Source organism: Pseudohalioglobus sediminis (assembly GCF_008370495.1).
Lineage (GTDB): Bacteria > Pseudomonadota > Gammaproteobacteria > Pseudomonadales > Halieaceae > Halioglobus.
On the sequence record NZ_VTUX01000001.1, the window covers coordinates 639,479 to 663,902 of the forward strand.

Genomic DNA, 24,424 nt, shown 5'->3' on the forward strand with positions numbered 1-24,424 from the left:
TGCGGCGTATTTTCAGGCTAGTCCAGTACTTCATCGAGGAAATTCTGCAGCGCGCGCCAAGCGCGCTGGTCGGCAATCGGGCTGTAAACCGTACCGCGTTCGGGGTCGTTGGCCGCCGGATTGGTGAATGCGTGTACGGTGCTGCCGTAGGCGTGAACCTGCCAGTCCGCGCCCGCGGCGGTCAACTCATCCGCCAGGGCCAATATGGCGTCAGGAGTCGCCATGGGGTCATCATACCCGTGCAGGCACAGCACTTTCGCGCTGATCTGTGGGGACGGCAGGTTGTCCGCGGGCTTGAACAGGCCGTGAAAACTGACCACGCCGCGGATATCAGCACCGGTGCGCGCCAGGTCCAGTACGCAGAGCCCGCCGAAGCAGTATCCCATTGCGGCAACGCGCTGCTCGTCGACCTCCGGCAGAGACCTTACCGCCTCCAGGCCGGCTGTCATGCGCGCCTGTAACTCGGCCCGGTCGTCCATCAGCGGCGCCATGAGTTGCGCATTCTCTTCCGGCCCGGCGCCGCGTTGACCATTGCCGTAAAGGTCCGCGACGAGGGCAACAAAGCCCGCTTCCGCCAATTGCCTGGCCCTGGTCTCCTCAAATTCCCCCCGACCGGCCCAGGTGTGCGCGATCAGCACGGCAGGGCGCGGCGAGGACGCGTTGTCATCCCACGCCAGGTAGCCCCGGTGCTCGGTGCCGTTACTGCGGTAAACCAGTTCTCTGGCCTCAATGCCCATTTTTACTGCCCTCCCCGTGCGCTGGTCGCCAGTATCGCACAGCGTTCAGGATCGCTGAAAATTTCTGCACCTGTGTTTTGCAAAACCCCGCAATTGTGGGCGGCGGCGCCGCCACTAAACTGTCAGCTATCGTGAACAACAGCAACAGGAGCGACATCATGGCTTACTTCATCACTGGCGGTACCGGTTTTCTCGGGCGGTTTTTCATCGACAAACTGAAGCAGCGCGATGGGGATATCTATGTGCTGACGCGCAAGGGCTCGGAGCACAAATTCGAAGACCTGCAGGCCCGCATGGGTGACCAGGCAGAGCGCCTGATCCCGGTCACCGGCGACCTCTGCGCACCTTTGCTCGGACTGGACGCGGATACAGTTGCCGAAATCAAGGGCCGCATTCAGCACTTCTGTCACTTCGCCGCCATCTACGACCTGAAAGCCTCCGCGGAAGCGCAGATCGCCACCAATATCGACGGCACCCGCAACGCCGTGCAACTTGCCGAGGCCCTCGGTGCAGGTTGTTTCCAGCACGTCAGCTCCATCGCCGCCGGCGGCTTGTACGAGGGCACCTGGCGCGAAGATATGTTCGAAGAAGCAGAGAATATGGAGCACCCCTACTTCGCCACCAAGCACGATTCGGAGGCGGTGGTGCGCAACGAGTGCAGCATACCCTGGCGTGTTTACCGCCCCGGCATGGTGGTGGGCCACTCCAAAACCGGTGAAATCGACAAGATCGACGGCGCCTACTACTTTTTCAAGAGCCTGCAGAAAATCCGCAACGTCCTGCCACCGTGGTTTCCGCTGATCGGCATAGAGGGCGGCAAGTTCAACGTGGTACCCGTGGACTACGTGGTGGACGCCATGGACCATATCGCCCACCAGGGCGACCTGGACGGACGCGCCTTCCACCTCACTGACCCCGAGCACCACAGCATGGGCAACATGATGAACATCTTCGCCGACGCCGGCCATGCGCCCCGCTTCAGCATGCGCCTCGACGCGCGCATGTTCGGCTTCATCCCCCGCTTCGTGCGCGAAACCCTGGCCAACCTGCCGCCGATCAAGCGCGTCATCAACACCCTGCTGGCAGACATGGGCCTGCCGGACTCGGTGATGATGTTTACCAACTATCCCACGCGTTACGACAATCGCGACACCGAGCGCGCCCTCAAGGGCAGTGGCATCAAGTGCCCGGACCTGCGCGACTACGCACCGGTGATCTGGGATTACTGGGAGCGCAATCTCGACCCCGACCTGTTCGTCGACCACTCCCTTGAGGGCAACGTGGGCGGCAAGATCGTGCTGATTACCGGCGCCTCATCGGGCATCGGCAGGCACTCCGCACTGCGCCTGGCGGAGGCCGGTGCGCACGTCCTGCTGGTGGCCCGCTCGGCAGACAAGTTAGAGGAAACGGCGGCAGAGATTGCCGCACTGGGCGGCGTGGCCAGCATCTACCAGGCAGACGTCTCCAACCTGGAAGATTGCGATCGCCTCGCCGCAGAGGTGCTGGCCAGGCACGGTCACGTGGACATACTGATCAATAACGCAGGGCGCTCTATTCGCCGCTCCCTGGAACTCTCCTACGACCGTTTCCACGATTTCGAGCGCACCATGCAGGTGAACTACTTCGGCGCCGTGCGCCTGACCATGGCACTGCTGCCCTCCATGAGCGAACGCCAGCAGGGTCATGTCATCAACATGTCCTCCATCGCCGCGCTCACCCCCAGCCCGCGCTTCTCCGCCTACGTAGCATCCAAGTCTGCACTGGATGCCTGGACCCGCGCCGCCGCGGTGGAATTCTCCGATCGCAACGTGCGCTTTACCACCATTAATATGCCGCTGGTACGCACCCCCATGATCGAGGCGACCACGGTCTATAACTCCATGCCCGTGCTGACACCGGACGAGGCGACTGACATGGTGGTGGAAGCCGTGATCAAGAAGCCCAAGCGTATCGCCACCAACATGGGAATCTTCCTGCAGGTGCAGAATGCCCTCGCACCGAGGATTTCAGAAGTCGTGATGAATATCGTCTTCCGTATGTTCAACGATTCCGCCGCCGCCAGGGGCGACAAGAAACCCGAGCAGGTGCAGGTGTCCAATGAGCAGGTAGCACTGGCTGCGCTGATGAAGGGCGTGCACTTCTGATCCTGCCGTGATGCGTGACCGCCCCCCGGGGGCGGTTTACCTGTTTAAGCGACGCTTGACCGAGCCGCATTTCGCACCCGGCGACAGCGGGCATTTGTTGCCCCGCTGGCGGCACCCGCCAGCTAAGGCATCACGAAACTACCGGCCCAGGAAACAGCTGGTAAGACGGGTCAGTCCGGTCTCGTGCAGACACAACACTGACCTGGCCGGCACGGAGCTCAGCGACTGTCTGCATATCAAGAATGTGCTCACGGTGATCAATGGCCCAGCGGCCATCGCGCCTGGACCAGGCATCCAGGTACCGGCCTCGAGCGGTAATTTCCTGCTGTCGCCCCTGGTCATCGGGCCGCGTCCACAGCACTACCGTGACATAGGTTTCACTGCTTGCACTGTCGCCGTCGAGGTTGACCAGGGAGTTGCCCAGCTGGTGCGAGTGCCTCTCCATCGCGGCGTGCGCGTCCCATACCCAATCCACGAACCCACGCCCGCTGCCCGTATACATATCGTGGTAATGCGCCGTGCCATCTGCATGCCAGACCGAATAAGCCAGGGCTTTATCCATACGATCCAGCCCCCGGCAATAACGGCAGAGCACGTCGTGAATCTCCAGCCTGGAAATAAAATGTTCCGTTCTTGTGTCTGACATGCCTGTGCCCCGGTTAAGGTTTGGCGCCGGGACCGGGAGTTGCCTGCCCTGAGGCAATGGCCCTGTTCAACACCGAAAACTGGATTATGCAAGTCCAGGCGGCATGCGCAAAGGCAAAATCCAGACGACAGAGCAGCCTGGTGACCACCTGAACGCAACCCGGGCTCGACGCCGGACCAGGCACTCGCCCCGGGCAGAGCGCAATCAGCCGGCGACGCCGAACACCTGCAGTAACTTGAGTCCTCCCAGACCCAGCGTCACCAGCACTACCGCACCGCCGAGCACATTGCTCAGCAGGCCGTTGCGGAATGTTCCCAGCCGATCGGAGCGGTTCATCACCAGGAGCAGGAAAATAGCGCATATGGGCAACAGGAAACCGTTGGCGGCCTGGGCGAACAGGATAGCAGTGAGTGGACGCGCGCCGATCACGGCGACAATGGTGCCGGCTGCCAGCACCAGCAGCCAGACCAGGCGGAAGCGGCGCGCGGAAACGTCTTGCTCCCAGCCCATCGTCCCGCATACCGCCCACGCCGCGGCCAGCGGCGCGGCCACGGCGCTGGATAGGCCGGCAGCGAACAGCCCCAGGGCAAACAGGTAGCGAGCGGCGGGCCCCAATACCGGCTCCAGTTGCTGCGCAATGGTCGCGGCGGATACCTCGCCCCCGGTGGCGAAAAATGCGGCCGCCGAGGTACTCATAATGGCCAGCGTGATAAAGCCACCGAGCCCGATGGACAGGCCACTGTCCAGCCGCGCCGACCGCAGCGATTGCTCCACCTGGTCTCCGGCGGGCCATTTCTCGCGCACGGCGCTGGCATGCAGGAACAGGTTGTAGGGCACTACCGTGGTGCCGACCAGGGCGATGGCGGTCAGCAACGAGCCCTCGGGGAGCGTCGGCCGCAGCAGGCCGGACAGCAACACATCCAGCGACGGGCGCACCATCAGGAAGGTGAACAGGAAAACAGCGCTCATGACCAGGACCATGGCGACCAGGGCACGTTCAATCACCCGGTAACGCCCGCTCGCCAGCAGGGCGGCGGCAACAAGGCCCACGAACAGCGACCAGATCGATGCATTGATCCCGGTTATCGCCTGCAGGCCGATCGATGCGCCGGTAATGTTGCCCGCCTCATAGGCGGCATTACCAAAGCCAATGGCGGCCACCACCAGCAGCGCCGCTGCCGGTCCATACCAGTGCCCGGCAAATGCCTCGCGCATGGCCTCGGCAAGGCCCTTGCGGGTGACCAGACCCAGGCGCACACACATTTCCTGCAACACCATCGTGGCCAGCACGGAAAACAGCAGCGCCCACAGCAGCGCATAGCCGAAACTGGCGCCGGCTATACTCGCAGTGGTGACAGTCCCGGGACCGATAAAGGCCGCCGCCACCAGCAGACCGGGCCCGAACAGGCCACGCCGCGATGTCGCGCTGGCTGCCGGGTCAGAGTTCAAAGCGATAGCGCCGCAGGTAAACACAGGCAACCACGGCACCCGCCGCGAATACCAGCCCGCACAGCAGGCTGAACAGGTCAAACTGCTGCCAGTAGGCGGGATTCAGGGAGAAACCCGACTCCACCCTGCCACCGACGAAATCCGGTGCATGATTCATGATAGCGCCGGGGACAAAACCGGTGCCGAACAGTATCCGCTCCACCACGACCAGTCCAACCAGCGGCACCACCGCCAGCATAAACGGGGAGCGCCGGGCCCACGCAGAGGCCAGCATCAGCCAGGCATAAGCCGGGGCCAGCCATAACGCTGTCATCAGCCACCCACCCAACAGGTGCAGCAGCAGGTCTGCATAGCGAATATTGCCGAGCACGGTAACGAAAGGGTCCATATCCATACGCCACATCAGCAACATCGCCAGCAGCACGAATGCCATCTGCAGTAGCAACGACACCGCGATGTAAATCGCCGGTGCGACGACCAGGGCAACACCCAGTCGCACCAACACCTCTTCCCATTCCGACACCGGCATGGATCTCCAGAACAGGATGGAGCGATCCTTGCGGTCGGTGAACAGGGAGCCCAGCAGGTAATGGGCGCTAATGAAAATCAGCACGATCAGCATAAAGCCGTGCATCACGTTAAGCGCAGGATTCAGGCTGCCGATCTGCTCGATTTCATACTCGGGCCTGTCTTTGCCGCGCGGCTCGAACCGCCACTCGCGGGAAAAATTCCATTCCTCATCAGGTAGCGGCTCCTCAAGCCGCTCGACCACCAGCCCGCCGGTGCCGTCGCTCGCCGCGGGCGCCGCAGTGTCGGGCAGGATGACCCCGTCAGCGTCTTCGCTATCCAGGTCGATAGTGATCACGGGGCTGATCTCCATTTCTCCGGTCATCACTACTTCGAAGAAGGCATCGCCCATGGCGGAAATACGGTTGGCCAGGAGTACGCTGAGCAACATCAGCACTGTCAGCACCAGGGCGATTATGACTGGCGTCCACAGCAGTGACAGCCGGTACTCCCGCAATTCCTTTTGCACCATCGCCAGCCATCGCTGTGTGCGCATAGCGGTCATGATTGATCCCCCCCCATCATAGCCACGAACAGGTCAGCAACGGATGGCGTGCGCAGTTCACCCAGTGGCGCCAGCGACGCCCTGTCGATGCCCTCATAAATAATGGCCTTGCCGCCCAGTATGCTGTGCGCTCCCAGGTGCGGGATACCTTCAGCCTTCACCGCGTTTTCACCTACGGCATTGAGCTGCACAAACTGCGCCTCGATCTGTTCCATGGAGCAAGCCAGCACGCGCTTTCCGTGGTTCAGGAACATCACGTCGGTCAGTATGTGCTGCACCTCGTCCACCTGGTGGGTGGAGATGATAATAGTCCGTTCCTGGTCAAAATAATCGCCAATGAGTTGCTCGTAGAAACGCTTGCGGAACAGGATGTCCAGGCCGAGTGTGGGCTCGTCCAGCACCAGCAGGCGCGCGTCAATCGCCATGACCAGGGCCAGGTGCACCTGCACCATCATGCCTTTTGACAGGTCGCGAATACGACGTGACAGCTGCACCTCAGTATCACGCAGCAAGGCCTCGGCGCGATCGCGGGAAAAACGCGGGTGCACCCCGGCGGCGTAGTCCAGCACTTCAGATACCTTCATCCAGCGCGGCAGCACGGCGGTATCAGCAATAAAACAGACTTCTTCCATCAACTGCGCCCGCTGTGACCGCGGGTCCTTGCCCAAAACCTGCACTTCGCCCTGGTAGGCACTCAGCCCCAGCAGGGAGCGCAACAACGTGGTTTTACCGGCGCCATTGGGGCCGATCAGGCCCAGCACGCAGCCGGATGGCACGGTGAAGTCGATATTGTCGACAGCCCGCAGGTCACCGAAGCTGCGCGACAGCCCCCTGACTTCCACAAGATTGCTCATTCGTCCTCTCCCCCTTTCTCCAGCAGCAGGTCCGCAAGTTCCCGCGCCGTCATGCCCAGCACCGCGGCCCGCTCAAGGAAAGCCGGTAATTCCTGCTCCACAAACTGTTGCTTTTCATCCCGGGTCAGCGCAGCGCGCGCGCCGGACTTGACGAACATGCCCAGGCCCCTGCGCTTCTCCAGCAACTCGGCATCCACCAGCTCCTGGTAGGCCTTGCCGACAGTGAGGTGATTGATCTGGTAGTCCGCCGCAACCTGGCGCACCGAGGGGACCGCCTCACCCTCGGGGAAACTGCCGTCCATGATGCGCTCAGCCACCATGTCACGCAGCTGGCGATAGATGGGCTGTTTGTCGTTCCACTCGACGGTCAAGATTGCTCTCCCGTTCAGCGCTGGCGATTGAGGTCGCCAGAGCCCAACACAAAACTGTCAACTTGCGGGTCGCCTGCGTAGTAGGTGTCGCCACTGCCAATGATATTGGCTTGCAGTTGCTCGACGTCCCCTACACGGGCATCGCCGGAGCCGATGATGTTGATCTCTGCGGCAGCGATCGCCATGGCAGCGAAATCGATTTCTCCATTACCCACCACATTCAGTTCCGCGGTCTTCACCGGTCTGTGCGAGCGCTTGACCGCGACATCACCTGAACCGCTGATAGTGGCCTTTACGTCCTCGGTGGTGATGTCGCCGATGTCGATGTCACCGGAACCGGAAACCATTGCGCCAACAGCGTCAGCGGTCAGTTCTGCCAGCTGGATATCACCGGAACCGGCAACGTTGAGCCGCGCGGTATCCGCGACCAGGGAGAATATTTTGACATCACCTGAGCCCTCGACCGTGACCCTGAAGTCCCTTACCTGGAAAGGCCGCACGAATACATCGCCACTGCCGCTGAGGCGCAGGTCAGCGAGCTCTACCAGGGTCAGTTTGTACTTCACGCTGGAGAAATCCTCCGCGGGATGCTCGCGGGAGGCGCCCAGCACCAGGGTGTCGCCCTGGGCATAGAAAGGCCGCATCGACAACAGCTCCGGATCCGCCCTCACCAGCAGCAGGTTCTGGTCGCCCTGGCTGATCTCTACCTCTATGCTGCCGAGCACCTGCACTTTCGACACATCCAGATCAGAAACCCGAAGCGTCTCAGCCCTTGCCAACACACTCCAGGCTGCCAGCAGCATCATTGTCGTGATTCGCCACATCATTCACCCGACCCTCGCAGTTTGTATGGATTTGCCCGCGGGCCTGCCGCGTTGCATCAGTTGTTCACACAGCCACGCGATGGGCAGCAGAAACAACAGGCTCAGCAGGCCGATGCCCGCCGTCGCCAGCAGGCCGCGCAGGGACACCCCACCCGGGGAAGCCGACGATGGCGTATCCTCGCTGTGCACCGGCGCCGTGTCCAGACAATAGTGGGCCTTTGTCGGCGACATGTCTGCAGCAGCGAGCGCACCGCCGGCAAATACCGAGGCGAGCAGGCTGATCAGCATTGCCAGGCCCAATCGCGCCATCATACCCACCTCCTATAACCGCCTGCTCTGCTGCTGTGGTGCGACCGCCGACAGGCATTCCATCAACACAGCTGCAGGCAGGAAGCACCAGAAAGCCAGGGCGCCCACACCGAGCGCTGCGAGTACCGCGCAGATGAAGAACAGACCGGCGTAAACCAGCACCCTTTCATCACTGTGTATCAACACATTTCGTCTCGGCTTGATGCTCATGTTATGCACTCTCATTGATATGGTGTTATGCATAACTATAACACTAAACCGGGAAACGGCAAGTACAAATCACAGAAAAAATATTTCCTGTTTTATTTCAGATAGTTAAGTGGTTTTCTAGCAATCAGGACGGCAGCGTTTTCTGCATATTTTCCGCGATCGCCGCCGCAATACGGTGTGCCTTTTCCGTGTATGGGCCAGCATAGTGCCGGTCCAGCGTGTCGTGGAAAAGGGTCAGCCAGCGCTCGAAATCAGCCCGTTCCAGGGCGCGCTGCGCATGCAGGGCACGGTGGATATTCATGGTATGGCGACGGTAGCCCTGCTCTCCAAGCAGCAACTTGCACCAGTAATCCTTGATGTGTGGCAGGTGCACATCAAGGTCTATTTGCGCCACATCGAGAAAGATGGGGGCCAGTTGGGGGTCCTCGAGCACCCGGGCGTAGAAGCGGTCGATAAAAGTCTCGATATGCTCGCGGGTGTCGAGGTCACAGCAGAGATCTTGCATGGCGCCTTGCAGCTTAGCCTATTGCTGGCAGCGCTGCAGGCCGCGGCGAGCCAGCAACAGCAGCGCCAGGGCCAGGACCGGCACCACGCCGGGGCCGAACGTGGCCACCCCGTGTGCGACGCCTGCGCGCAGTTCGACCCGTGTGTTGCGCTGTGCGCTGTTGTTGTCGGGTACCGCGTCCAGACCGGTGGTGGCGACATCGGACAGCACGATGACCTCGCCCGCGTTAGCTGCCTCGAAACTGAAGCTCAGCGAGAGCACCTGGCCGATTTGCAATGCCCCGGGCAAGCCGCTGAGGCTGACTACGCCATCGCTGCTGTCGTAGGACGCGCTGACCCCATTGGGCAGGCTGGTGAACAGCACCGCATCAGGGCGATTGCCACCGTCACCGATACGCAGGCTGTAGGTGACGCCCGGGGCGTCACTGGTCCCCCGGTTGGAAAACAGTACCGAGCCGGTGACCGTCTCGCCCTGCGCCACGGTTGCGGGAATACCGGTTATGTCTGTGGCGACATCGACATTGCCCACGCCCGTGCTCGCGGCCGACTGGTTGTTGGCCGGGACTTCGTCCACGCCCGTGCTGGTAGTGATGCCGGTGCTGACATCAACCACGCCAGAAGCCGGCGCTGTGTAGCTGAAAATCAGGCCATCAAGCAGCGCGCCGGGGGCCAGCGCCGCCGGAAATCCGCTGAAGGTGACCTCGCCGGTAGCGGAATCATAGGCAGCAGTCCCGGGCAGGTTGGAAAAACTGACACCGGCCAGGCCAGGGCTCAATTGCATTGTGTACTGGACGTCAGCGCTACCGGTACCGACGTTGGCGAAGCTGAAAGTACCCTGCACCAGCCCACCCGCCTCGGCGGTATCGGTAATGACCACCGAGGTCGCCACATCCAGGGCAAAGGCGCGAATTTCCAGTTCCCGACTACTCTCGGGGGTCAGGAAATAGGTCCACAGGTTGACGGCCTTGGCATCCCCCCAACCGGCACCCTGGCCACAATCGGCGTTGGCGTTACCGCCATTTTCCCAGAGCCGGTAACCGGGGATCAGGCTCGAGTCCACGCCGGTCAGGCTGACTGGCGGGTTCGCCGCATCCGGCGGATCATAGGTGGGCGTAGCCGGGTCACACAGGGTACCGTTGAGCACACCCACAGTCTGGCCTGACTGCGTGATATAGCCGCGGTCATCGAAAAACACGGTGGTGTCGCCCGGGTTGGCGCCGTTGAGCCGGGTAATCACCGGTCCACCTCCCGGCACGGCACTACTGCCGGGAATACCGTTGTTCTCGGCGTCAATAATGGGGAAATGCACCTCACCGTTGCGACCAAAGGCGCGGTAACGGTAGGGCGTTGGGCTGGCGGGAAATGGTTGCAGGCTATTGTCCAGCCCGTTCCAGTCCACCTGGTGCGCTCCGGAATAGGCGATCCCGGTGAGCAGGCGATTCTGTGGATTGGCCGGATCAAAGTCAGTGCCATCGCGACTGATGATAATCTGGTAGCTCACCGTATCGCTGGTTTCGAAAGAGAACACCCCGCCCACGCCCTGGGACGCTACCGCGCCACCGAGGTTACCGGCGAAGGAGACATCGCTGATCTGCGGCGAGGGCGGCACCAATGGAATATTCAGCGCCGCCAGCACACGCTCCGCCTCCGCTTCGGCGGCACTGCCCGGGCTTATGTCACTGAAAAATATCGGGTACTCTGCGGCCTGTGCGGTCACACCGAGGGGCAGGTTGCTGACGTTGAAGTTGTCACCGCGCAGGGTTTTGTACAGCGGCTGGTTGTCGTCGAGGAAACCGAAGGTGTTGGCGTAGAGTGCATAACCGTTGGGGTCCAGCCCCTGCAGGTCCTGGCGGTAGCGATAGCCATCTCCGGTGACGTAATACAGCGTGGAGAAGACCGGTCGGTTGTTGCCCCCCGTGTAACCGTTGAAGGCATAGGTGAACAGTCTGCCATCCTGGTCGATCACGCTGTCCGCAGCCTCGCGCACCGCCACCTCCCAGGCTGCCACCGCGTCACTGCTGTGTGGCACGCTGCCGACGTTGCCGTTGGGCGCCCCACCGCCAGTGCCCGGGGTGAAGAGAACGCCATAGATGCCTGTTGCCGGCGCCAGGTAGGCGCAGGGCCGGTAGCCGTTCGCCACCTGAACAGAATTGTCCGCGCTGTTAGGCCCGGCCAACTCCTCTGCGCGAGTCACAATCTCGCCGATACCGGGACCGAAAAACTGCCCTGCCTGATTTCCGTCCGCGCGCCCACCAGAACAGGTAAAGTCGGCAGACGCGGGCACAGTCTCATTTCCCGGCAAGCCGAAATCCTGCGGATCGTAGACATTGATATCGCCGCCATGACCGGAGGCGAGGCCTATGTTGCTGGAACCGAGAAGGATGTATTCACCGGCCTGGGCGTAGACATACAGGAATGTCTGCCTGCGCACGCGATTGACGTAAAACTGGGAGCCCTGCAGGTCCATGTCGGCCCGGGCACCCTCGGCGCGATTACCTGAAGGATAGGAAGCGGGATAAAGAGACCGGCTGCCCTCGGCGAAAACATCGCCCGCTGCAATACAAAGAATCAGCATGGCTGCAGCAACAGCCAACTGGCTTCGAAGAGAAAACGTCATCATGCCCCTGGATTTGGTACTCGTTATGCTAACGCATAATAACCGCGCGTCAGGCTTGTCGCAGCATCTAAAATCCTGACGAATTACCAAATAACCCTATTATTATAGTGTTAGCCAGCTTTTTACTTTTTCTTCTTCTTGTTCTTGGCTTTCTTCACATGCGCCATCATGCGGCGCTTGCGCTGGACCTGGCGCTGGGTGAGTTTGTTGCGCTTGTCGGCGTAGGGGTTTTCCGCGGTACGAAACTCAATGCGCACCGGGGTGCCCACCAGTTTCAATTCCCGGCGATACACTTTTTCCAGGTACCGCGCATAGCTGTTGGGGACTTTACCGGTCTGGTTGCCATGTATCACGATCAGCGGCGGGTTCTGGCCGCCCGCATGCGCGTAGCGCAACTTGATACGGCGGCCATTGATCATGGGCGGGGAGTGATCGAACACCGCACCCTCGAGAATCCGGGTCAGTGCGTTGGTAGAGAGTTTGCGTGTCGCTGATTCAAAGGCCGCATCGATAGACTTGTAAAGGTGGCCCACGCCGGTGCCATGCAGCGCGGAAATAAAGTGGATATCCGCATAATCGGCAAAAGCGAGACGGCGACCCAGTTCGTTCTTGATCCAGTCGCGCTGGTCCGGCTCGACCCCGTCCCACTTGTTTACCGCCAGCACCAGGCCGCGCCCCGCCTCGATACAATGGCCCAGCAGGTGCATGTCCTGGTCGACAATGCCCTCGTGGGCATCCATCACCAGTACCACCACGTGGGCATCATCCACCGCCTTCAGGGTTTTCACGATGGAAAACTTCTCCACCACCTGCTTGACGTTCTTGCGGCGGCGGACGCCGGCGGTATCGATCAGGGTGTAGTCGCGCTCGCCACGCTGGAAATCAATATAAATGCTGTCGCGCGTGGTACCGGGCTGGTCATAGACCACCACGCGATCCTCTCCCAGCAAGCGGTTTACCAGCGTTGATTTACCCACGTTGGGACGCCCGACAATTGCGACCCGTGTGCTGTTGGGAAAGGCGTCGTCCGCTTCGCTGCTTGCTTCCGCGGGGAAGGGCTGCAGGACTTCGGTGATCATGGCGCGCACGCCGCGACCGTGACTGGCGGCGATAGCGTGCATCGACTCCACGCCCAGGGCATAGAAATCGCTTACCGCCACATCGGCATCGAGACCGTCTATCTTGTTGACCACGAGGTGGAAGGATTTGTTGCTCTGCCGGAGATGGCGGGCCAGGGCCTGGTCGGCCGCATTAAGCCCCTCCCTTGCATCGACCATGAACAGCACCGCATCGGCTTCTTCGATGGCCACCAGCGATTGCTCTGCCATCTCGCTGTCAATGCCGTGCTCGTCGCCACTGATGCCGCCGGTATCGATCACGACAAAGGGTCGATCGCCCAGGCGCGCCTCGCCGTACTTGCGGTCCCGGGTCAGCCCCGGAAAGTTGGCCACCAGCGCATCGCGACTGCGAGTGAGCTGGTTGAACAGCGTGGATTTACCGACATTGGGGCGCCCGACCAGGGCGATCACGGGTATCATCAGTCCCTGGCGGTAATCTCGTAGGCCACCAGGTCACCGTCATTGGTGAATACATAGAGCTTGTTGCCGTCGGTGAGCATATTGGCGCGGGCGCCACCACCACCGACTTTCACGCGACCCACGAATTCACCATCCACCTGGGACATCAGGTGCAGGTAGCCCTCGAAGTCGACCACGGCGAGATAGCTGCTCACCGGGGTCGGGCGCGACAATTCCCGGTAGCCCAAGGCGTCCTGCTGCCAGCGCAGGCCCTGGCCGTTGCGCAGGTAGGCGCTGACGGTGCCATTGTCATCGGTTACATAGACGTTACCGAAGCCCTGGGAGACGCCGGAGAAGGAGGAGACATCCTTCTGCCAGATTTTGCGCCCGGCCGACACATCAATCGCCACCACGCGGCCCTGGTAGCTGGCGGCGTAGAGTTCATTGCCGATCAGCGCCATGGCGCCATCTACATCGACAATGCGCTCGATTTCCGAGCGCCCCTGTGAAATGGCAACCCGCACTTCCCACAGCACACCGCCGGTATCAATATTGAAAGCAATCACGCGGCCATTGGCAAAGCCGGCATAGACAGTGTCGCCGTTGACCAGGGGGGCGCTGGTACCACGGATGGTCAGCACAGGCACATCGCTGTCGTAGGTCCATAGCTTTTCACCGGTCTCAAAATCCAGCCCCTGCAGCTTGCCATCATAGGTCTGGGCGACCACTACCCGGCCATTGCTCTGCGGCGGCGCCAGCACCTCTCCCTGCAAACGGGTCGACCACAGCAACTCCCCGTCTTCCGCAGACACCTTGAGTACGAAGCCGTCAGAACTGCCCAACAGCAAGGCGTCTTCGTAGCGGCCCACGCCGCCGGACAAACCGGTCTCGAGTTCCGTGTCCCACAGGGTCTTGCCGCGCAGGCGATCAACGGCTTTTACCTCGCCATCGGCCCCCGCAGCATAAATGATATCCCCCGCCATCACCGGCTGCAGTTTGTATAAGCCATCACCCTGGCCATCACCGACGCCGGTGGACCACAGTTTCTTGATCTTGACGGTCTGTTCGATATCAATAAGGTCCACCGGTGCAGTGGGATCTTCATCGTCCACCTCGAACCAGCCGGATATCGTGCTGCAGCCGGTGATACTGAGCACCAGCAACAGGCCTGTCAGCCACTGCAATGGACGCATAGCTCACTCCTCTCCCGGCACGGTGTCGGCGTCAGCGGATGGCGCCTCGGGGGCGGCCTCACTTTCGCCGGCTGACGCCGCGATATCGATTTCACGGGGAGGCACCTGGCTCAGGCTCTGCAGTTTCTGCTGCAGTACCGCCATATTGACCTGGCCCTCAGCACGGGATGCCAGCGACAGGGCTGAGTCATAGGCGGCGCGCGCCTCGTCGTCGCGCTCCAGCATGAGCAGCACGTCGCCCGTTGCCACCTGGTAAGCCGCTGCATAACTGCCCGGGTCGGCGCTCTGCAGTATGGTCAGCGCCTGCTGCGGATCGCCGGCAGCAGCGAGCACGCGAGCCAGCCGCAGTTGCGCAAGTTGCATCGTATCGGAGCCTTTGTCAGCGCGGCCAAGAACCCAGCGCAACTCCGCCTCGGCGGTAGCCAGGTCGCCATCGGTGACTGCCAGCCGCGCCAGGTGCAGGGCCGCAAACTGCGCGTAGGTGGTACGGCTGTACTCCAGCTTGATTTCCTCGGCGAGCGCGCGCGCACTCTCGGCCTCGCCGGTAGACAGCATCTGCACCATATTCTGGTAGCTCATGGACGCGGACTCGCCCTCGCCTTCCTGGTATTTTTGCCAACCCTGCCAGCCGAAGCCGAGACCCAGGGCGACAATGACGGCAACGATTGTGGAGCGGCCATTTTCTTCCCACCACTTTTTCAGTGCCTCTACCTGTTCTTCTTCCGTGCGATACTGTTCCACGTTTACCCTATCCTCTCACTCAATTCCCGGTTGCGAGCAGTGCCCGCAAGGTGTCCGCCAGCGCCTCGCTGGCGACCGACTGCTGGGCCGGCTGTTGTTCATCTTCACTGCGCAGTGCCTTGAGGGTGACTGTGCCGGCGGCCACTTCGTCCTCGCCCCAGATCAGCGCAAAGCGAGCGCCGCTCTTGTCTGCCTTCTTCATCTGGCTCTTGAAACTGCCGCCGCCGTTGTGCTGCACGATTCTGAGGCCAGCAAAGGTATCACGCAAGCGCTCTGACGCCGCCATGGCCACGCGCTGGGCGGGGGCTCCGAAGCTGACCACGTAAATATCCGCCTCCGGCTCGGTCAGCGGCAGGCGGTCGCAGGCCTCCAGCAGCAGTACCAGCCGTTCCATGCCCATGGCAAAGCCAATCGCGGGCACCGGTTTGCCACCGAGTTGCGCCACCAACCCGTCGTAGCGACCACCGGCACAGACCGTGCCCTGGGCGCCGAGACGGTCGGTGACCCATTCGAATACGGTCTTGTTGTAGTAATCGAGCCCGCGCACCAGGCGCGGGTTTTCTGTGTAGGCAACGCCCGCCGCATCGAGTAATTCCTTCAGGCGCGCGTAGTCAGAGCGTGACTCCTCATCCAGGTAGTCGCCCAGCGCAGGCGCACCATTGAGCAGTGCCTGGGTCTCGGGGTTCTTGCTGTCCAGAATGCGCAACGGGTTGCTCTGCAGCCTGCGCTGACTGTCCTCGTCCAGCGCCTCGTGGTGTTGCTGCAGGTAAGCGACCAGCGCATCGCGGTAAGCAGCCCTGGCTTCCAGGCTGCCGATGGAATTGAGCTGCAGTTCGACGCTGTCTGCCACGCCCAGTTGCCGCCACAGCCGCGCACTGAGCAGGATGACCTCTGCGTCCATGTCGGGCGTGGCCACACCAAACGCCTCTACACCAACCTGGTGGAACTGGCGCTGACGGCCCTTTTGTGGGCGCTCATAGCGGAACATGGGGCCGGCATACCAGAGCCGGCGGGACGTCGTCAGCAGACCGTTCTGGATGGCTGCGCGCACGCAGCCGGCAGTCCCTTCCGGACGCAGGGTCATGCTCTCGCCGTTGCGATCGTCGAAGGTATACATTTCCTTTTCGACAATATCCGTCACCTCGCCAATGGAGCGCTTGAACAGCTCGGTATGCTCGACGATCGGCATACGGATCTCGGCATAGCCATAGCTGGCGACGAGCTCGCGCACAGCCGTTTCTACAGACTGCCAGATTGTCGTCTCATCCGGCAGGAGATCGTTCATCCCGCGAATTGCTCGGATATTACTCACACTTGCTCCATTTTCCGTGGCCAGGTCAGGCCGATGTCTTGAGGATCAGTTTCTCGGCTTCCTCAGCCCGCTGCTGCTCCAGTCGCGCAGCCTTGTCGCGAATCACCTGCTCGAGGTGATCGATGAAATCTTCGTTGCTGATCTTGTGGTCGGGCTCACCGTCTACATAGATCAGGTTGCTGGGCGTGGCGCCGGTCAGGCCGACGTCCGCTTCCCGCGCCTCGCCGGGGCCATTGACGATACAGCCGATCACCGCCACGTCCATGTGCGTGCGCACGTCCTCAAGGCGCTGCTCCAGCGTGTTCATGGTTGCCACCACGTCAAAGTTCTGCCGCGAACAACTGGGGCAGGCAATGAAGTTGATACCATTGCTGCGCAGCTTGAGACTCTTGAGTATCTCAAAACCCACTTTCACTTCTTCTACCGGGTCGGCAGCGAGGGAGATACGGATAGTATCGCCAATCCCGTCCATCAGTAGCATACCCAGGCCCACCGCTGACTTCACCGTGCCCCCGCGCAGGCCACCGGCTTCGGTAATCCCGAGGTGCAGGGGCTGCTCGATCTGTTTCGCCAGCAGCCGGTACGCATCCACCGCCATAAAGACTTCAGAAGCCTTCACGCTGACCTTGAAATCGGGATAGTTGTGCTTGTCCAGGATATCCACGTGGCGCAACGCCGATTCCACCAGCGCCTCTGCAGTGGGCTCCCCGTATTTGCGCTGCAGGTCCTTCCCCAGCGAACCGGCATTGACACCGATACGGATGGGGATGCCTTTGTCCCGGGCACTGTTAATAACCTCGCGCACCTTGTCGTCGCGGCCGATGTTGCCGGGATTGATGCGCAGGCAATCAACGCCGTATTCAGCTACCTGCAGGGCAATTTTGTGATCGAAATGAATATCCGCCACCAGTGGCACATCGACCCGGGCGCGGATCTGCCGAAAGGCTTCCGCCGCATCCATGCTGGGCACGGAAACCCGCACGATATCTGCGCCGGCATCGGCTATCGCCGTGATCTGGGCGACCGTGGCCTCCACATCGCAGGTCTCGGTATTGGTCATGCTTTGCACACTGATTGGCGCATCACCGCCAACCGCGACATCACCAACAAAAATCTGCCGGGAAGCCCGGCGCTTGATCGGGGACTCAGTTTTCATTGCTCACCTGCTCTACCGGGGCCGCAATCGCAGCCTTCTCTGCAGCCTTCTCCGCAGCGTTGTCCAGCGTGGCTGCAGTCTCTCCGCGGCCCTGCCACCACCACAGCCCGAAAAACAGCAGCAGTAATATCAACAGGCCGATGACGACGCCGGCTCCAGTACGCTGCAACTGCAACGGGCGGGTTTCCACACGTTTCTTTTCCTGTTCCCAGTGCTCGCGCTGTTCATCAAAAGCGCGCAGCAATTCAGCCTCATCGAGCTTCATCAGCTGGCCATAGGCGCGCACATAGCCGCGCGCGAAGGCGGGGCTGCGCAGCGACTGGTAGTCGTCCCGCTCAAGAATCCCCACATACCCGGGCATCAGATTGAGCAGGTCCTCTACTTCACGTTCCGTCAAACTCGTTGACAGGCGCGCACGACGCAACAACGCGCCGGGCGTGATGAAAGCATCGACCTGTGCTGGGGCATCACCGCTCACGTCACTTGTCCCGCTGGTAGGCCTCGTATTCCGGAGAATCGGGGTAGAGATTCGCCAGGGCCAGGGCATAACTGCCCTCAGCGTCGCGGTTACCGGTTTCCCTGGCCAGCCGTATTCCCAGCCACAGGCCGCGGGCAGACTGCTGCCGGACCACGGTGCGATAGGTGTCGTAGTAGCGCACGGCCGTCTTGGCATCGCCGGCGTCGTAGCGCAACTGCGCGAGTTCCAGCAGGGCGATACTGTTGGTGCGATCCATGGTCAGGGCGCGGCGAAACGCTTCTTCCGCGCCCTGGGAATCAAACAGCTGCAGGCGGCATAGCCCGAGGTTCACAAACGCGCGGGGGCGCGCCTTGTACAGGGTGTCCTGCACTACGAACTCGAGTTGCGTGGCTGCTTCCGCGTAGCGCTGCTGTGAGTACAGGAATGCGGCGTAGTTGTTGCGCGCGCGGGAAAAGTTCTTGTCCAGCCTGATGGCTTCCTTGTAGCTTTCCTCGGCGAGCTCAAATTCACCCGTGCTCTGGTAGACGAGGGCAAAGGCTTCATGCACTTCAGCTTCATCCGGGTTGATCTCGTATGCGAGTTTCAGGTTGCGCTTGGCATCATCCCAGTTACCCTCGCCAATGTACTTGCGAGCCAGTTCCACGCGGCGTTCCAATGCCACCTGGGGGTCCGCCTTTTCGGTAAACACACTGTCAGTCGTGGTGATGCAGCCACCGAGTAGCAGCACTACCAGACCGGCCCACAGCAGGCGTACTTTTTGCCCCATAGCAGTCACTGGTTTACCTCTTTCACAGGTTGTTTTCCTTATTCTGTGCCGCCTCGCGATAGCGTTCACTGCGCCGGGTGCGGTCGACAACCTGACCGACGAGCTGGCCACAGGCGGCGTCAATGTCGTCACCCCGGGTGGTGCGCACGGTAACAATATATCCTGCATCCACCAGCACTTGCCAGAACCGCGACACGGCATTGCCGCTGGGGCGCTGGTAGTCTGACTGGGAAAAAGTATTGAATGGAATCAGGTTGATCTTGCAGGGGAAATCGCGCAACAGTTCCACCAGTTCCAGGGCGTGTTCACGCTGGTCATTCACACCGGCGATCAGGGTGTACTCCACCGTGACCACGCGCTTGCTGTCTTTCTGGGCATCGATGTAGTTGCGGGCGCTCTCGAGCAGCCTGGCAATCGGGTACTTGCGGTTGATCGGCACCAGTTCATTGCGCAACGCATCGTTGGGCGCATGCAGCGAAATCGCCAGTGAGACCTCGCTCACTTTCGCCAGTTCGTCGAGCGCAGGCACCACACCGGAAGTACTCAGGGTGACGCGGCGCTTGGATATGCCATAGGCATTGTCTTCCATCATCAGGTCCATGGCGGCGACCACGTTGTCATAATTGAGCAGGGGCTCACCCATACCCATCATTACCACGTTGGTTACCACCCGGCCCTTGCCGGACTGGAAGGCATCGTAGGATTTAATCGCCAGCCAGACCTGGCCGATAATTTCCGCGGCAGACAGGTCGCGCTGGAAGCCCTGCTTGCCGGTAGAGCAAAAACTGCAGTCCAGGCTGCAACCCACCTGCGAGGAAACACAGAGCGTGGCGCGATTGCCATCGGGTATCAGCACCGTTTCCACCAGGCCACCACCATCGACGCGGATCGCCCACTTGCGGGTACCGTCACTGGAATCATGCTGGCTGACGATTTCAGGAGCGCGAACCTCGGCTTCAGTCCTGAGCCGCTCGCGCAGCCCCTTGCCGAGATTCGTCATCGCATCGAAGTCGGTTACGCCGTGATGATGGATCCACTTCAGCAGTTGCCGCGCACGGAACTTCTTTTCCCCGATATCGAGGAAATACTGTTCCATGGCGGCCAGCGGCATGCCCAGCAGGTTTACCCGGGCGGGCTCCTGCTGGGGCAGTGCAGCGGAAGTGGCAATCACACGGCTCACGGGTCTTCTCTAGCGCTCGCAGATTTCGCTGGCAGCGAAGAAGTAGGCGATCTCGCGCTCAGCAGATGCTGGCGAATCAGAGCCGTGCACCGCGTTGGCGTCGATGCTGGAGGCGAAATCGGCACGGATAGTGCCCTCGGCCGCTTCCTGCGGGTTGGTGGCCCCCATCAGTTCGCGGTTCTTGGCAATGGCGCCCTCGCCTTCCAGCACCTGCACCACGACCGGGCCCGAAGTCATGAATTCGACCAGGTCCTTGAAGAATGGGCGTTCGCGGTGCTCTGCGTAGAAGCCCCCCGCAACCACGTCGGAGAGACGCAGCATTTTGGCCGCAACAATGCGCAGGCCGTTGCTTTCAAAGCGCGAGTAAATCTTGCCGATGATGTCCTTGCCTACGGCATCTGGCTTGATGATGGACAGGGTGCGTTCTACTGCCATGGGAGGGTCTCCAGTTACATTGCTTGAATAAACGCCGGGCCGGTGAACCGTCAGCAACGGGCCACCTGGGCAGGCGCAGGTAAAACCGCGCAATTATACGGATTTTAGGAGGGCGTTTCACCCTGAAGGCGCGGCCCGGGGCGTAATAACAGTGGTGTTTTTCACCACCCCGGGGGCATGGGGGATATTTCCCGGGAAATCAGTCCCGTTCTTCGATCCAGGCGGCCTGTATCGCCTCCAGAATCTTCTCACCGCTGTGATTGGGGTCGTCGTCGAACTCAGGCAAAGCCAGCACCCAGGCCCGCAGATCGACAAAATTGACGCTCAGCGGGTCCACCTCGGGATGTGCCTCACAGAGCTCAATGGCAATATCGTTTATATCTGTCCAGCGCATGCTCTTCACTCCGCTCAGTGCCGTTCTGACACCATATTGATAGTGTAGCGTGGTATCTCGATCACCAGGTCTTCATCGTCCACGATTGCCTGGCAGGACAGGCGCGAATCAGGCTCCAGGCCCCAGGCCTTGTCCAGGTAGTCGTCCTCCAGTTCGTCGGGCTCCTCCATGGAGTCATAGCCCTCGCGCACGATCACATGGCAAGTGGTGCAGGCACACGACATCTCGCAGGCATGCTCGATCTCGATGTCGTTGCGCAGCAGCGCCCGACAGACGCTTTCACCCGGCTCCGCTTCGATAACGGCGCCTTCCGGGCACAGGTTCTCATTGGGCAGGACCACTATACGGGTCATTGGCTTACCTCCTGATCCAGCTCTTGCAGGCTGACGCCCGACAAGGCCTGCTTGATGCTCTTGTCCATTCGCCGTGCGGCAAATGCTTCGCTGGCGCGCCCGAGCTCTTCGGTTAACCGACGCACCAGGTTGCCGTCCTCACCCGCGACCGCGTCGCGCAGTGCATTCATGCGTGCATGCAGCGCCTCGCACTCCGCTTCATTGAGCAGTTCCGCGCCATCGGCGGCCAGCGCCGCATCCAGGCCGTCGAGCAACTGATTGGCATCGACACGCAACTCGGCCAGCTGGCGCGCCGCCTTGTCGTCTGCGGCATGGCTGAATGAGGCCTGCAGCATCTCGGTAATCTGTTCGTCACTGAGGCCGAAAGAGGGCTTGACGGTGACACTGCTCTCCACGCCTGTGGCCTGCTCCCTGGCCGAGACGTGCAACAGGCCGTCTGCATCGACCTGGAAGGTCACCAGGATTCTCGCGGCGCCCGCGACCATGGGCGGAATGCCGCGCAATTCAAAGCGCGCCAGGGAGCGGCAGTCACTGACCAGTTCCCGCTCTCCCTGCACCACATGTACAGCGAGCGCCGTCTGGCCATCCTTGTAGGTGGTGAATTCCTGGGCCCGGGTGACCGGAATGGTGGTATTGCGGGGCACGATTTTTTCCACCAGTCCGCCCATGGTTTCCAGGCCCAGTGACAGCGGGATCACGTCCAGCAGCAGCAGGTCGCCCTCCGGGCGATTGCCCACCAGGATGTCGGCCTGGATGGCAGCCCCCACCGCCACCACCTGGTCCGGGTCGATATCCGTTAGCGGCTCGCGCTGGAAGAACGCGGAAGCGGCTTCGCGCACCAGCGGCACCCGCGTCGAACCACCCACCATGACGACCTCGTCCACCTCACCCACGTCGGCATCACGCAGGCAGCGACGGCAGGCGCGCAGGGTGCGCTTGACCAGGGGCTGGATCAGCTCTTCAAACTGCTCCCGGCTCAGGGTCAGTGGCTCTGCACCCGGGATGATGGTTTCCAGAGACAAGGTCACACTGGATTCACTGGAGAGCCGCTCCTTGGCCTTACGCGCCAGGCTGTGCAGGGCCCGGTACTGGCCCGGTTCCACTGCCGGTAATTCGCTTTGCTGCAGGGCCCAGCCGGCGACTGCGGCATCGAAATCATCCCCACCCAGGGCTGTATCGCCACCGGTGGCCAGCACTTCAAAAACGCCGCGATGCAGCCGCAGTATGGAGATATCGAAGGTGCCACCGCCCAGGTCATAGACCGCAATCACGCCCTCTTCCTGGGCGTCGAGGCCATATGCCACCGCCGCCGCGGTGGGCTCATTCAGCAGGCGCAGCACCGGCAAACCGGCCAGCGTGGCAGCATCCTTGGTGGCCTGGCGCTGCGCATCGTCAAAGTAGGCCGGCACAGTAATCACCGCGCCTTCGATGTCACCGCCAAGGGTCTCAGTGGCGCGCTGCTGCAAAACGGAAAGAATGGCAGCCGAGGCCTGCACCGGACTGACCTCGCCGGACGCCGTAAGGAAGCGCACCATGCCCTCATCACCCCCGGCCAGCCGGTAGTGGGAGCGCTCGGCCTCCTGCTGGGCATCTGCCCGGCCGCGCCCCATAAAGCGCTTCACCGAGACCAGGGTATCACCGGGGTGCTGACTGGCCATGGCCAGGGCACTGGCGCCCACCTGCACCTGGCCGGGCTGCGTGTAATTGACCACCGAAGGCAGCATGACCGCTGCCTCGGCGTCTGGCAGAACCTCTGCACGCCCACCGCGCACTGTAGCCACCAGGGAATTGGTGGTACCCAGGTCAATCCCCACCGCAAGCCTGGTCTGGTGCGGTACGGGTGACTGGCCGGGTTCGGCTATTTGCATTAACGCCATCAGCTTTCCATCAAGTCGGCTTCGACCTGCTCTGCTTCCTGCAACAGCTTTTGCAGGTACTGCATTTTCACGCATGCGCTGGCTGCGGCGGACAGGTCGGATTGTTGGTATGCGGACGCAAATTCCGCCTGGTGCGTGGTGATATCTCCGGAGATTTCGCTGACCAGGTGTTCGAGCACCGTGTCCGGATCCACCAGGTCGTGCAACGACTCGAGTTTCTCGCGCAGTTCCATCTGCTCCATCAGGAATCCGCCGTCGAGCTGCTGCGCACTGACCTCCTGCTCACTCATACCGCCCAGTTCCAGCAGGTACAACGCGCGCTTCAGCGGCGATCGCAGAGTGGCGTAGGCTTCGTTGACCAGAGCAGAGTACTGTACCGCCACGCGTTGCTCATGCCCTGCGGCCGCTGCGAAACGATCGGGGTGCAGTTCCTGCTGCAGCTGTCGATAGCGCTGGCCGAGCAGTTCAGTGTCGACACTGAACTGCACAGGCAAATCGAAAAGCTCGAAATAGTTCTGGGAGAAATTGGGGGAAGACATGGCTCTGGCCCGAATCAGGAGGGCGGGATTATACGGTGAAACTCTCTCCGCAACCGCATTCTGCCGAGACATTCGGGTTGCGGAATACCAGCCCTTCGTTGAGCCCCTCGCGCTCGAAGTCCAGCTCGGTTCCCTCGAGGTAGACCAGGCTTTTCGGATCGACAAAGACCTTTACCCCGTGCGCTTCAAAGACACTGTCCTCCGGCGCGGGCTCATCGACAAACTCCAGCACGTAAGCCATACCCGAACAGCCGGAGGTGGTGACGCCAAGGCGCACCCCCAACCCCCTGCCGCGGCTCTCCAACTGGGAGGCCACGTGTCGGGCAGCAGCATCGGTGATGGTCACTGCCATCAAGCTTCCCCCCGCTTCTCGCGCAGGTCCTTGACCGCCGCTTTGATGGCGTCTTCCGCCAGCACGCTGCAGTGTATCTTGACCGGCGGCAAAGCCAGCTCTTCTGCAATTTGTGTGTTCTTGATCTCCGCTGCCTCGTCGAGGTTCTTGCCCTTGACCCACTCCGTCAGCAGGGAACTTGAGGCAATGGCAGAGCCGCAGCCATAGGTCTTGAACTTGGCGTCTTCGATGATGCCCTCGTCGTTGACCTTGATCTGCAGGCGCATGACGTCACCGCATGCGGGTGCGCCCACCATACCCGTACCCACGTGATCATCAGCGGCATCGAGTTTGCCGACATTGCGCGGGTTTTCGTAATGATCCAGAACCTTTTCACTGTAAGCCATGATTACTC

27 protein-coding genes are annotated in these 24,424 nt (G+C 61.3%); 1 reads left to right on the forward strand and 26 read right to left on the reverse strand.

Annotated features, from left to right (window positions below; translation table 11 throughout):
* Window positions 1-17: 17 nt before the first annotated feature.
* A complete protein-coding gene (locus F0M18_RS02745) occupies window positions 18-737 on the reverse strand; it encodes a dienelactone hydrolase family protein (RefSeq protein ID WP_149609835.1) in 720 nt (239 codons plus the stop codon).
* A 158-nt stretch (window positions 738-895) separates the two neighbouring features.
* Here F0M18_RS02745 and F0M18_RS02750 point away from each other — a divergent pair, with 158 nt between their 5' ends.
* Entirely contained in the window at window positions 896-2,881 is a 1,986-nt protein-coding gene (locus F0M18_RS02750) for an SDR family oxidoreductase (RefSeq protein WP_149609836.1), read from the forward strand.
* A 130-nt stretch (window positions 2,882-3,011) separates the two neighbouring features.
* Here F0M18_RS02750 and F0M18_RS02755 read toward each other — a convergent pair whose 3' ends face one another.
* The 25 genes from F0M18_RS02755 to iscU form a co-directional block, all read right to left on the reverse strand.
* Window positions 3,012-3,527 (reverse strand): nuclear transport factor 2 family protein, encoded by a 516-nt coding sequence (locus F0M18_RS02755; protein ID WP_149609837.1) that lies wholly within the window; start codon window positions 3,525-3,527, stop codon window positions 3,012-3,014.
* Between the two features lie 204 nt (window positions 3,528-3,731).
* Window positions 3,732-4,976 carry an Nramp family divalent metal transporter gene (locus F0M18_RS02760; protein WP_188109561.1) on the reverse strand — a complete coding sequence of 415 codons (1,245 nt, stop codon included), beginning with the start codon at window positions 4,974-4,976 and terminating at the stop codon, window positions 3,732-3,734.
* Entirely contained in the window at window positions 4,966-6,048 is a 1,083-nt protein-coding gene (locus tag F0M18_RS02765; protein WP_149609838.1) for a hypothetical protein, read from the reverse strand. Before F0M18_RS02765 ends, F0M18_RS02760 begins: the two co-directional genes overlap by 11 nt.
* Window positions 6,045-6,902 carry an ABC transporter ATP-binding protein gene (locus F0M18_RS02770; RefSeq protein WP_149609839.1) on the reverse strand — a complete coding sequence of 286 codons (858 nt, stop codon included), beginning with the start codon at window positions 6,900-6,902 and terminating at the stop codon, window positions 6,045-6,047. Before F0M18_RS02770 ends, F0M18_RS02765 begins: the two co-directional genes overlap by 4 nt.
* Window positions 6,899-7,273, reverse strand: coding sequence for a GntR family transcriptional regulator (locus tag F0M18_RS02775; RefSeq protein WP_149609840.1), 375 nt, complete (start codon window positions 7,271-7,273; stop codon window positions 6,899-6,901). Before F0M18_RS02775 ends, F0M18_RS02770 begins: the two co-directional genes overlap by 4 nt.
* A 14-nt stretch (window positions 7,274-7,287) precedes the next feature.
* Window positions 7,288-8,100 (reverse strand): GIN domain-containing protein, encoded by an 813-nt coding sequence (locus F0M18_RS02780; protein ID WP_149609841.1) that lies wholly within the window; start codon window positions 8,098-8,100, stop codon window positions 7,288-7,290.
* Window positions 8,101-8,409 carry a hypothetical protein gene (locus tag F0M18_RS02785; RefSeq protein WP_149609842.1) on the reverse strand — a complete coding sequence of 103 codons (309 nt, stop codon included), beginning with the start codon at window positions 8,407-8,409 and terminating at the stop codon, window positions 8,101-8,103. It abuts the gene before it with no gap.
* A 9-nt stretch (window positions 8,410-8,418) separates the two neighbouring features.
* Window positions 8,419-8,616 (reverse strand): hypothetical protein, encoded by a 198-nt coding sequence (locus F0M18_RS02790; protein WP_149609843.1) that lies wholly within the window; start codon window positions 8,614-8,616, stop codon window positions 8,419-8,421.
* Window positions 8,617-8,740: 124 nt separating this feature from the next.
* Window positions 8,741-9,121 (reverse strand): group III truncated hemoglobin, encoded by a 381-nt coding sequence (locus tag F0M18_RS02795; protein ID WP_149609844.1) that lies wholly within the window; start codon window positions 9,119-9,121, stop codon window positions 8,741-8,743.
* A gap of 18 nt (window positions 9,122-9,139) precedes the next feature.
* Window positions 9,140-11,695, reverse strand: a complete 2,556-nt coding sequence (locus tag F0M18_RS02800; RefSeq protein ID WP_149609845.1) for a hypothetical protein — start codon at window positions 11,693-11,695, stop codon at window positions 9,140-9,142.
* Window positions 11,696-11,859: 164 nt separating this feature from the next.
* Window positions 11,860-13,275, reverse strand: a complete 1,416-nt coding sequence (gene der / locus F0M18_RS02805; RefSeq protein WP_149609846.1) for a ribosome biogenesis GTPase Der — start codon at window positions 13,273-13,275, stop codon at window positions 11,860-11,862.
* Window positions 13,275-14,447 carry an outer membrane protein assembly factor BamB gene (gene bamB / locus F0M18_RS02810; protein ID WP_149609847.1) on the reverse strand — a complete coding sequence of 391 codons (1,173 nt, stop codon included), beginning with the start codon at window positions 14,445-14,447 and terminating at the stop codon, window positions 13,275-13,277. The genes der and bamB overlap by 1 nt, the downstream gene beginning before the upstream one ends.
* A 3-nt stretch (window positions 14,448-14,450) precedes the next feature.
* Window positions 14,451-15,188, reverse strand: coding sequence for a YfgM family protein (locus F0M18_RS02815; protein WP_149609848.1), 738 nt, complete (start codon window positions 15,186-15,188; stop codon window positions 14,451-14,453).
* A gap of 19 nt (window positions 15,189-15,207) precedes the next feature.
* On the reverse strand, window positions 15,208-16,500 hold the full coding sequence (hisS, locus tag F0M18_RS02820) for a histidine--tRNA ligase (protein WP_149609849.1): 1,293 nt from the start codon (window positions 16,498-16,500) through the stop codon (window positions 15,208-15,210).
* Between the two features lie 25 nt (window positions 16,501-16,525).
* Window positions 16,526-17,656: a flavodoxin-dependent (E)-4-hydroxy-3-methylbut-2-enyl-diphosphate synthase gene (gene ispG, locus F0M18_RS02825; RefSeq protein WP_149609850.1), complete on the reverse strand. Its 1,131-nt coding sequence runs from the start codon at window positions 17,654-17,656 to the stop codon at window positions 16,526-16,528.
* Window positions 17,646-18,134, reverse strand: coding sequence for a helix-turn-helix domain-containing protein (locus F0M18_RS02830; protein ID WP_188109562.1), 489 nt, complete (start codon window positions 18,132-18,134; stop codon window positions 17,646-17,648). The genes ispG and F0M18_RS02830 overlap by 11 nt, the downstream gene beginning before the upstream one ends.
* A gap of 1 nt (window position 18,135) precedes the next feature.
* The gene (gene pilW / locus F0M18_RS02835; protein ID WP_149609852.1) at window positions 18,136-18,900 is read right to left on the reverse strand and encodes a type IV pilus biogenesis/stability protein PilW; all 765 of its coding nucleotides are present in this window, start codon (window positions 18,898-18,900) and stop codon (window positions 18,136-18,138) included.
* A 22-nt stretch (window positions 18,901-18,922) separates the two neighbouring features.
* Window positions 18,923-20,080, reverse strand: a complete 1,158-nt coding sequence (rlmN, locus tag F0M18_RS02840) for a 23S rRNA (adenine(2503)-C(2))-methyltransferase RlmN (protein ID WP_149609853.1) — start codon at window positions 20,078-20,080, stop codon at window positions 18,923-18,925.
* A gap of 9 nt (window positions 20,081-20,089) precedes the next feature.
* On the reverse strand, window positions 20,090-20,515 hold the full coding sequence (gene ndk, locus F0M18_RS02845; RefSeq protein ID WP_149609854.1) for a nucleoside-diphosphate kinase: 426 nt from the start codon (window positions 20,513-20,515) through the stop codon (window positions 20,090-20,092).
* A 199-nt stretch (window positions 20,516-20,714) separates the two neighbouring features.
* Window positions 20,715-20,909: a Fe-S cluster assembly protein IscX gene (gene iscX / locus F0M18_RS02850; RefSeq protein WP_149609855.1), complete on the reverse strand. Its 195-nt coding sequence runs from the start codon at window positions 20,907-20,909 to the stop codon at window positions 20,715-20,717.
* A gap of 14 nt (window positions 20,910-20,923) precedes the next feature.
* Complete coding sequence (gene fdx, locus F0M18_RS02855) at window positions 20,924-21,262, reverse strand: ISC system 2Fe-2S type ferredoxin (RefSeq protein WP_149609856.1); 339 nt, start codon at window positions 21,260-21,262, stop codon at window positions 20,924-20,926.
* Window positions 21,259-23,139 carry a Fe-S protein assembly chaperone HscA gene (hscA, locus tag F0M18_RS02860; RefSeq protein WP_149609857.1) on the reverse strand — a complete coding sequence of 627 codons (1,881 nt, stop codon included), beginning with the start codon at window positions 23,137-23,139 and terminating at the stop codon, window positions 21,259-21,261. The genes fdx and hscA overlap by 4 nt, the downstream gene beginning before the upstream one ends.
* Entirely contained in the window at window positions 23,139-23,678 is a 540-nt protein-coding gene (hscB, locus tag F0M18_RS02865) for a Fe-S protein assembly co-chaperone HscB (protein ID WP_188109563.1), read from the reverse strand. The genes hscA and hscB overlap by 1 nt, the downstream gene beginning before the upstream one ends.
* A 28-nt stretch (window positions 23,679-23,706) precedes the next feature.
* Window positions 23,707-24,030: an iron-sulfur cluster assembly protein IscA gene (gene iscA, locus F0M18_RS02870; protein WP_149609859.1), complete on the reverse strand. Its 324-nt coding sequence runs from the start codon at window positions 24,028-24,030 to the stop codon at window positions 23,707-23,709.
* Window positions 24,030-24,416, reverse strand: coding sequence for a Fe-S cluster assembly scaffold IscU (gene iscU, locus F0M18_RS02875; protein WP_149609860.1), 387 nt, complete (start codon window positions 24,414-24,416; stop codon window positions 24,030-24,032). The genes iscA and iscU overlap by 1 nt, the downstream gene beginning before the upstream one ends.
* Window positions 24,417-24,424 lie beyond the last annotated feature (8 nt).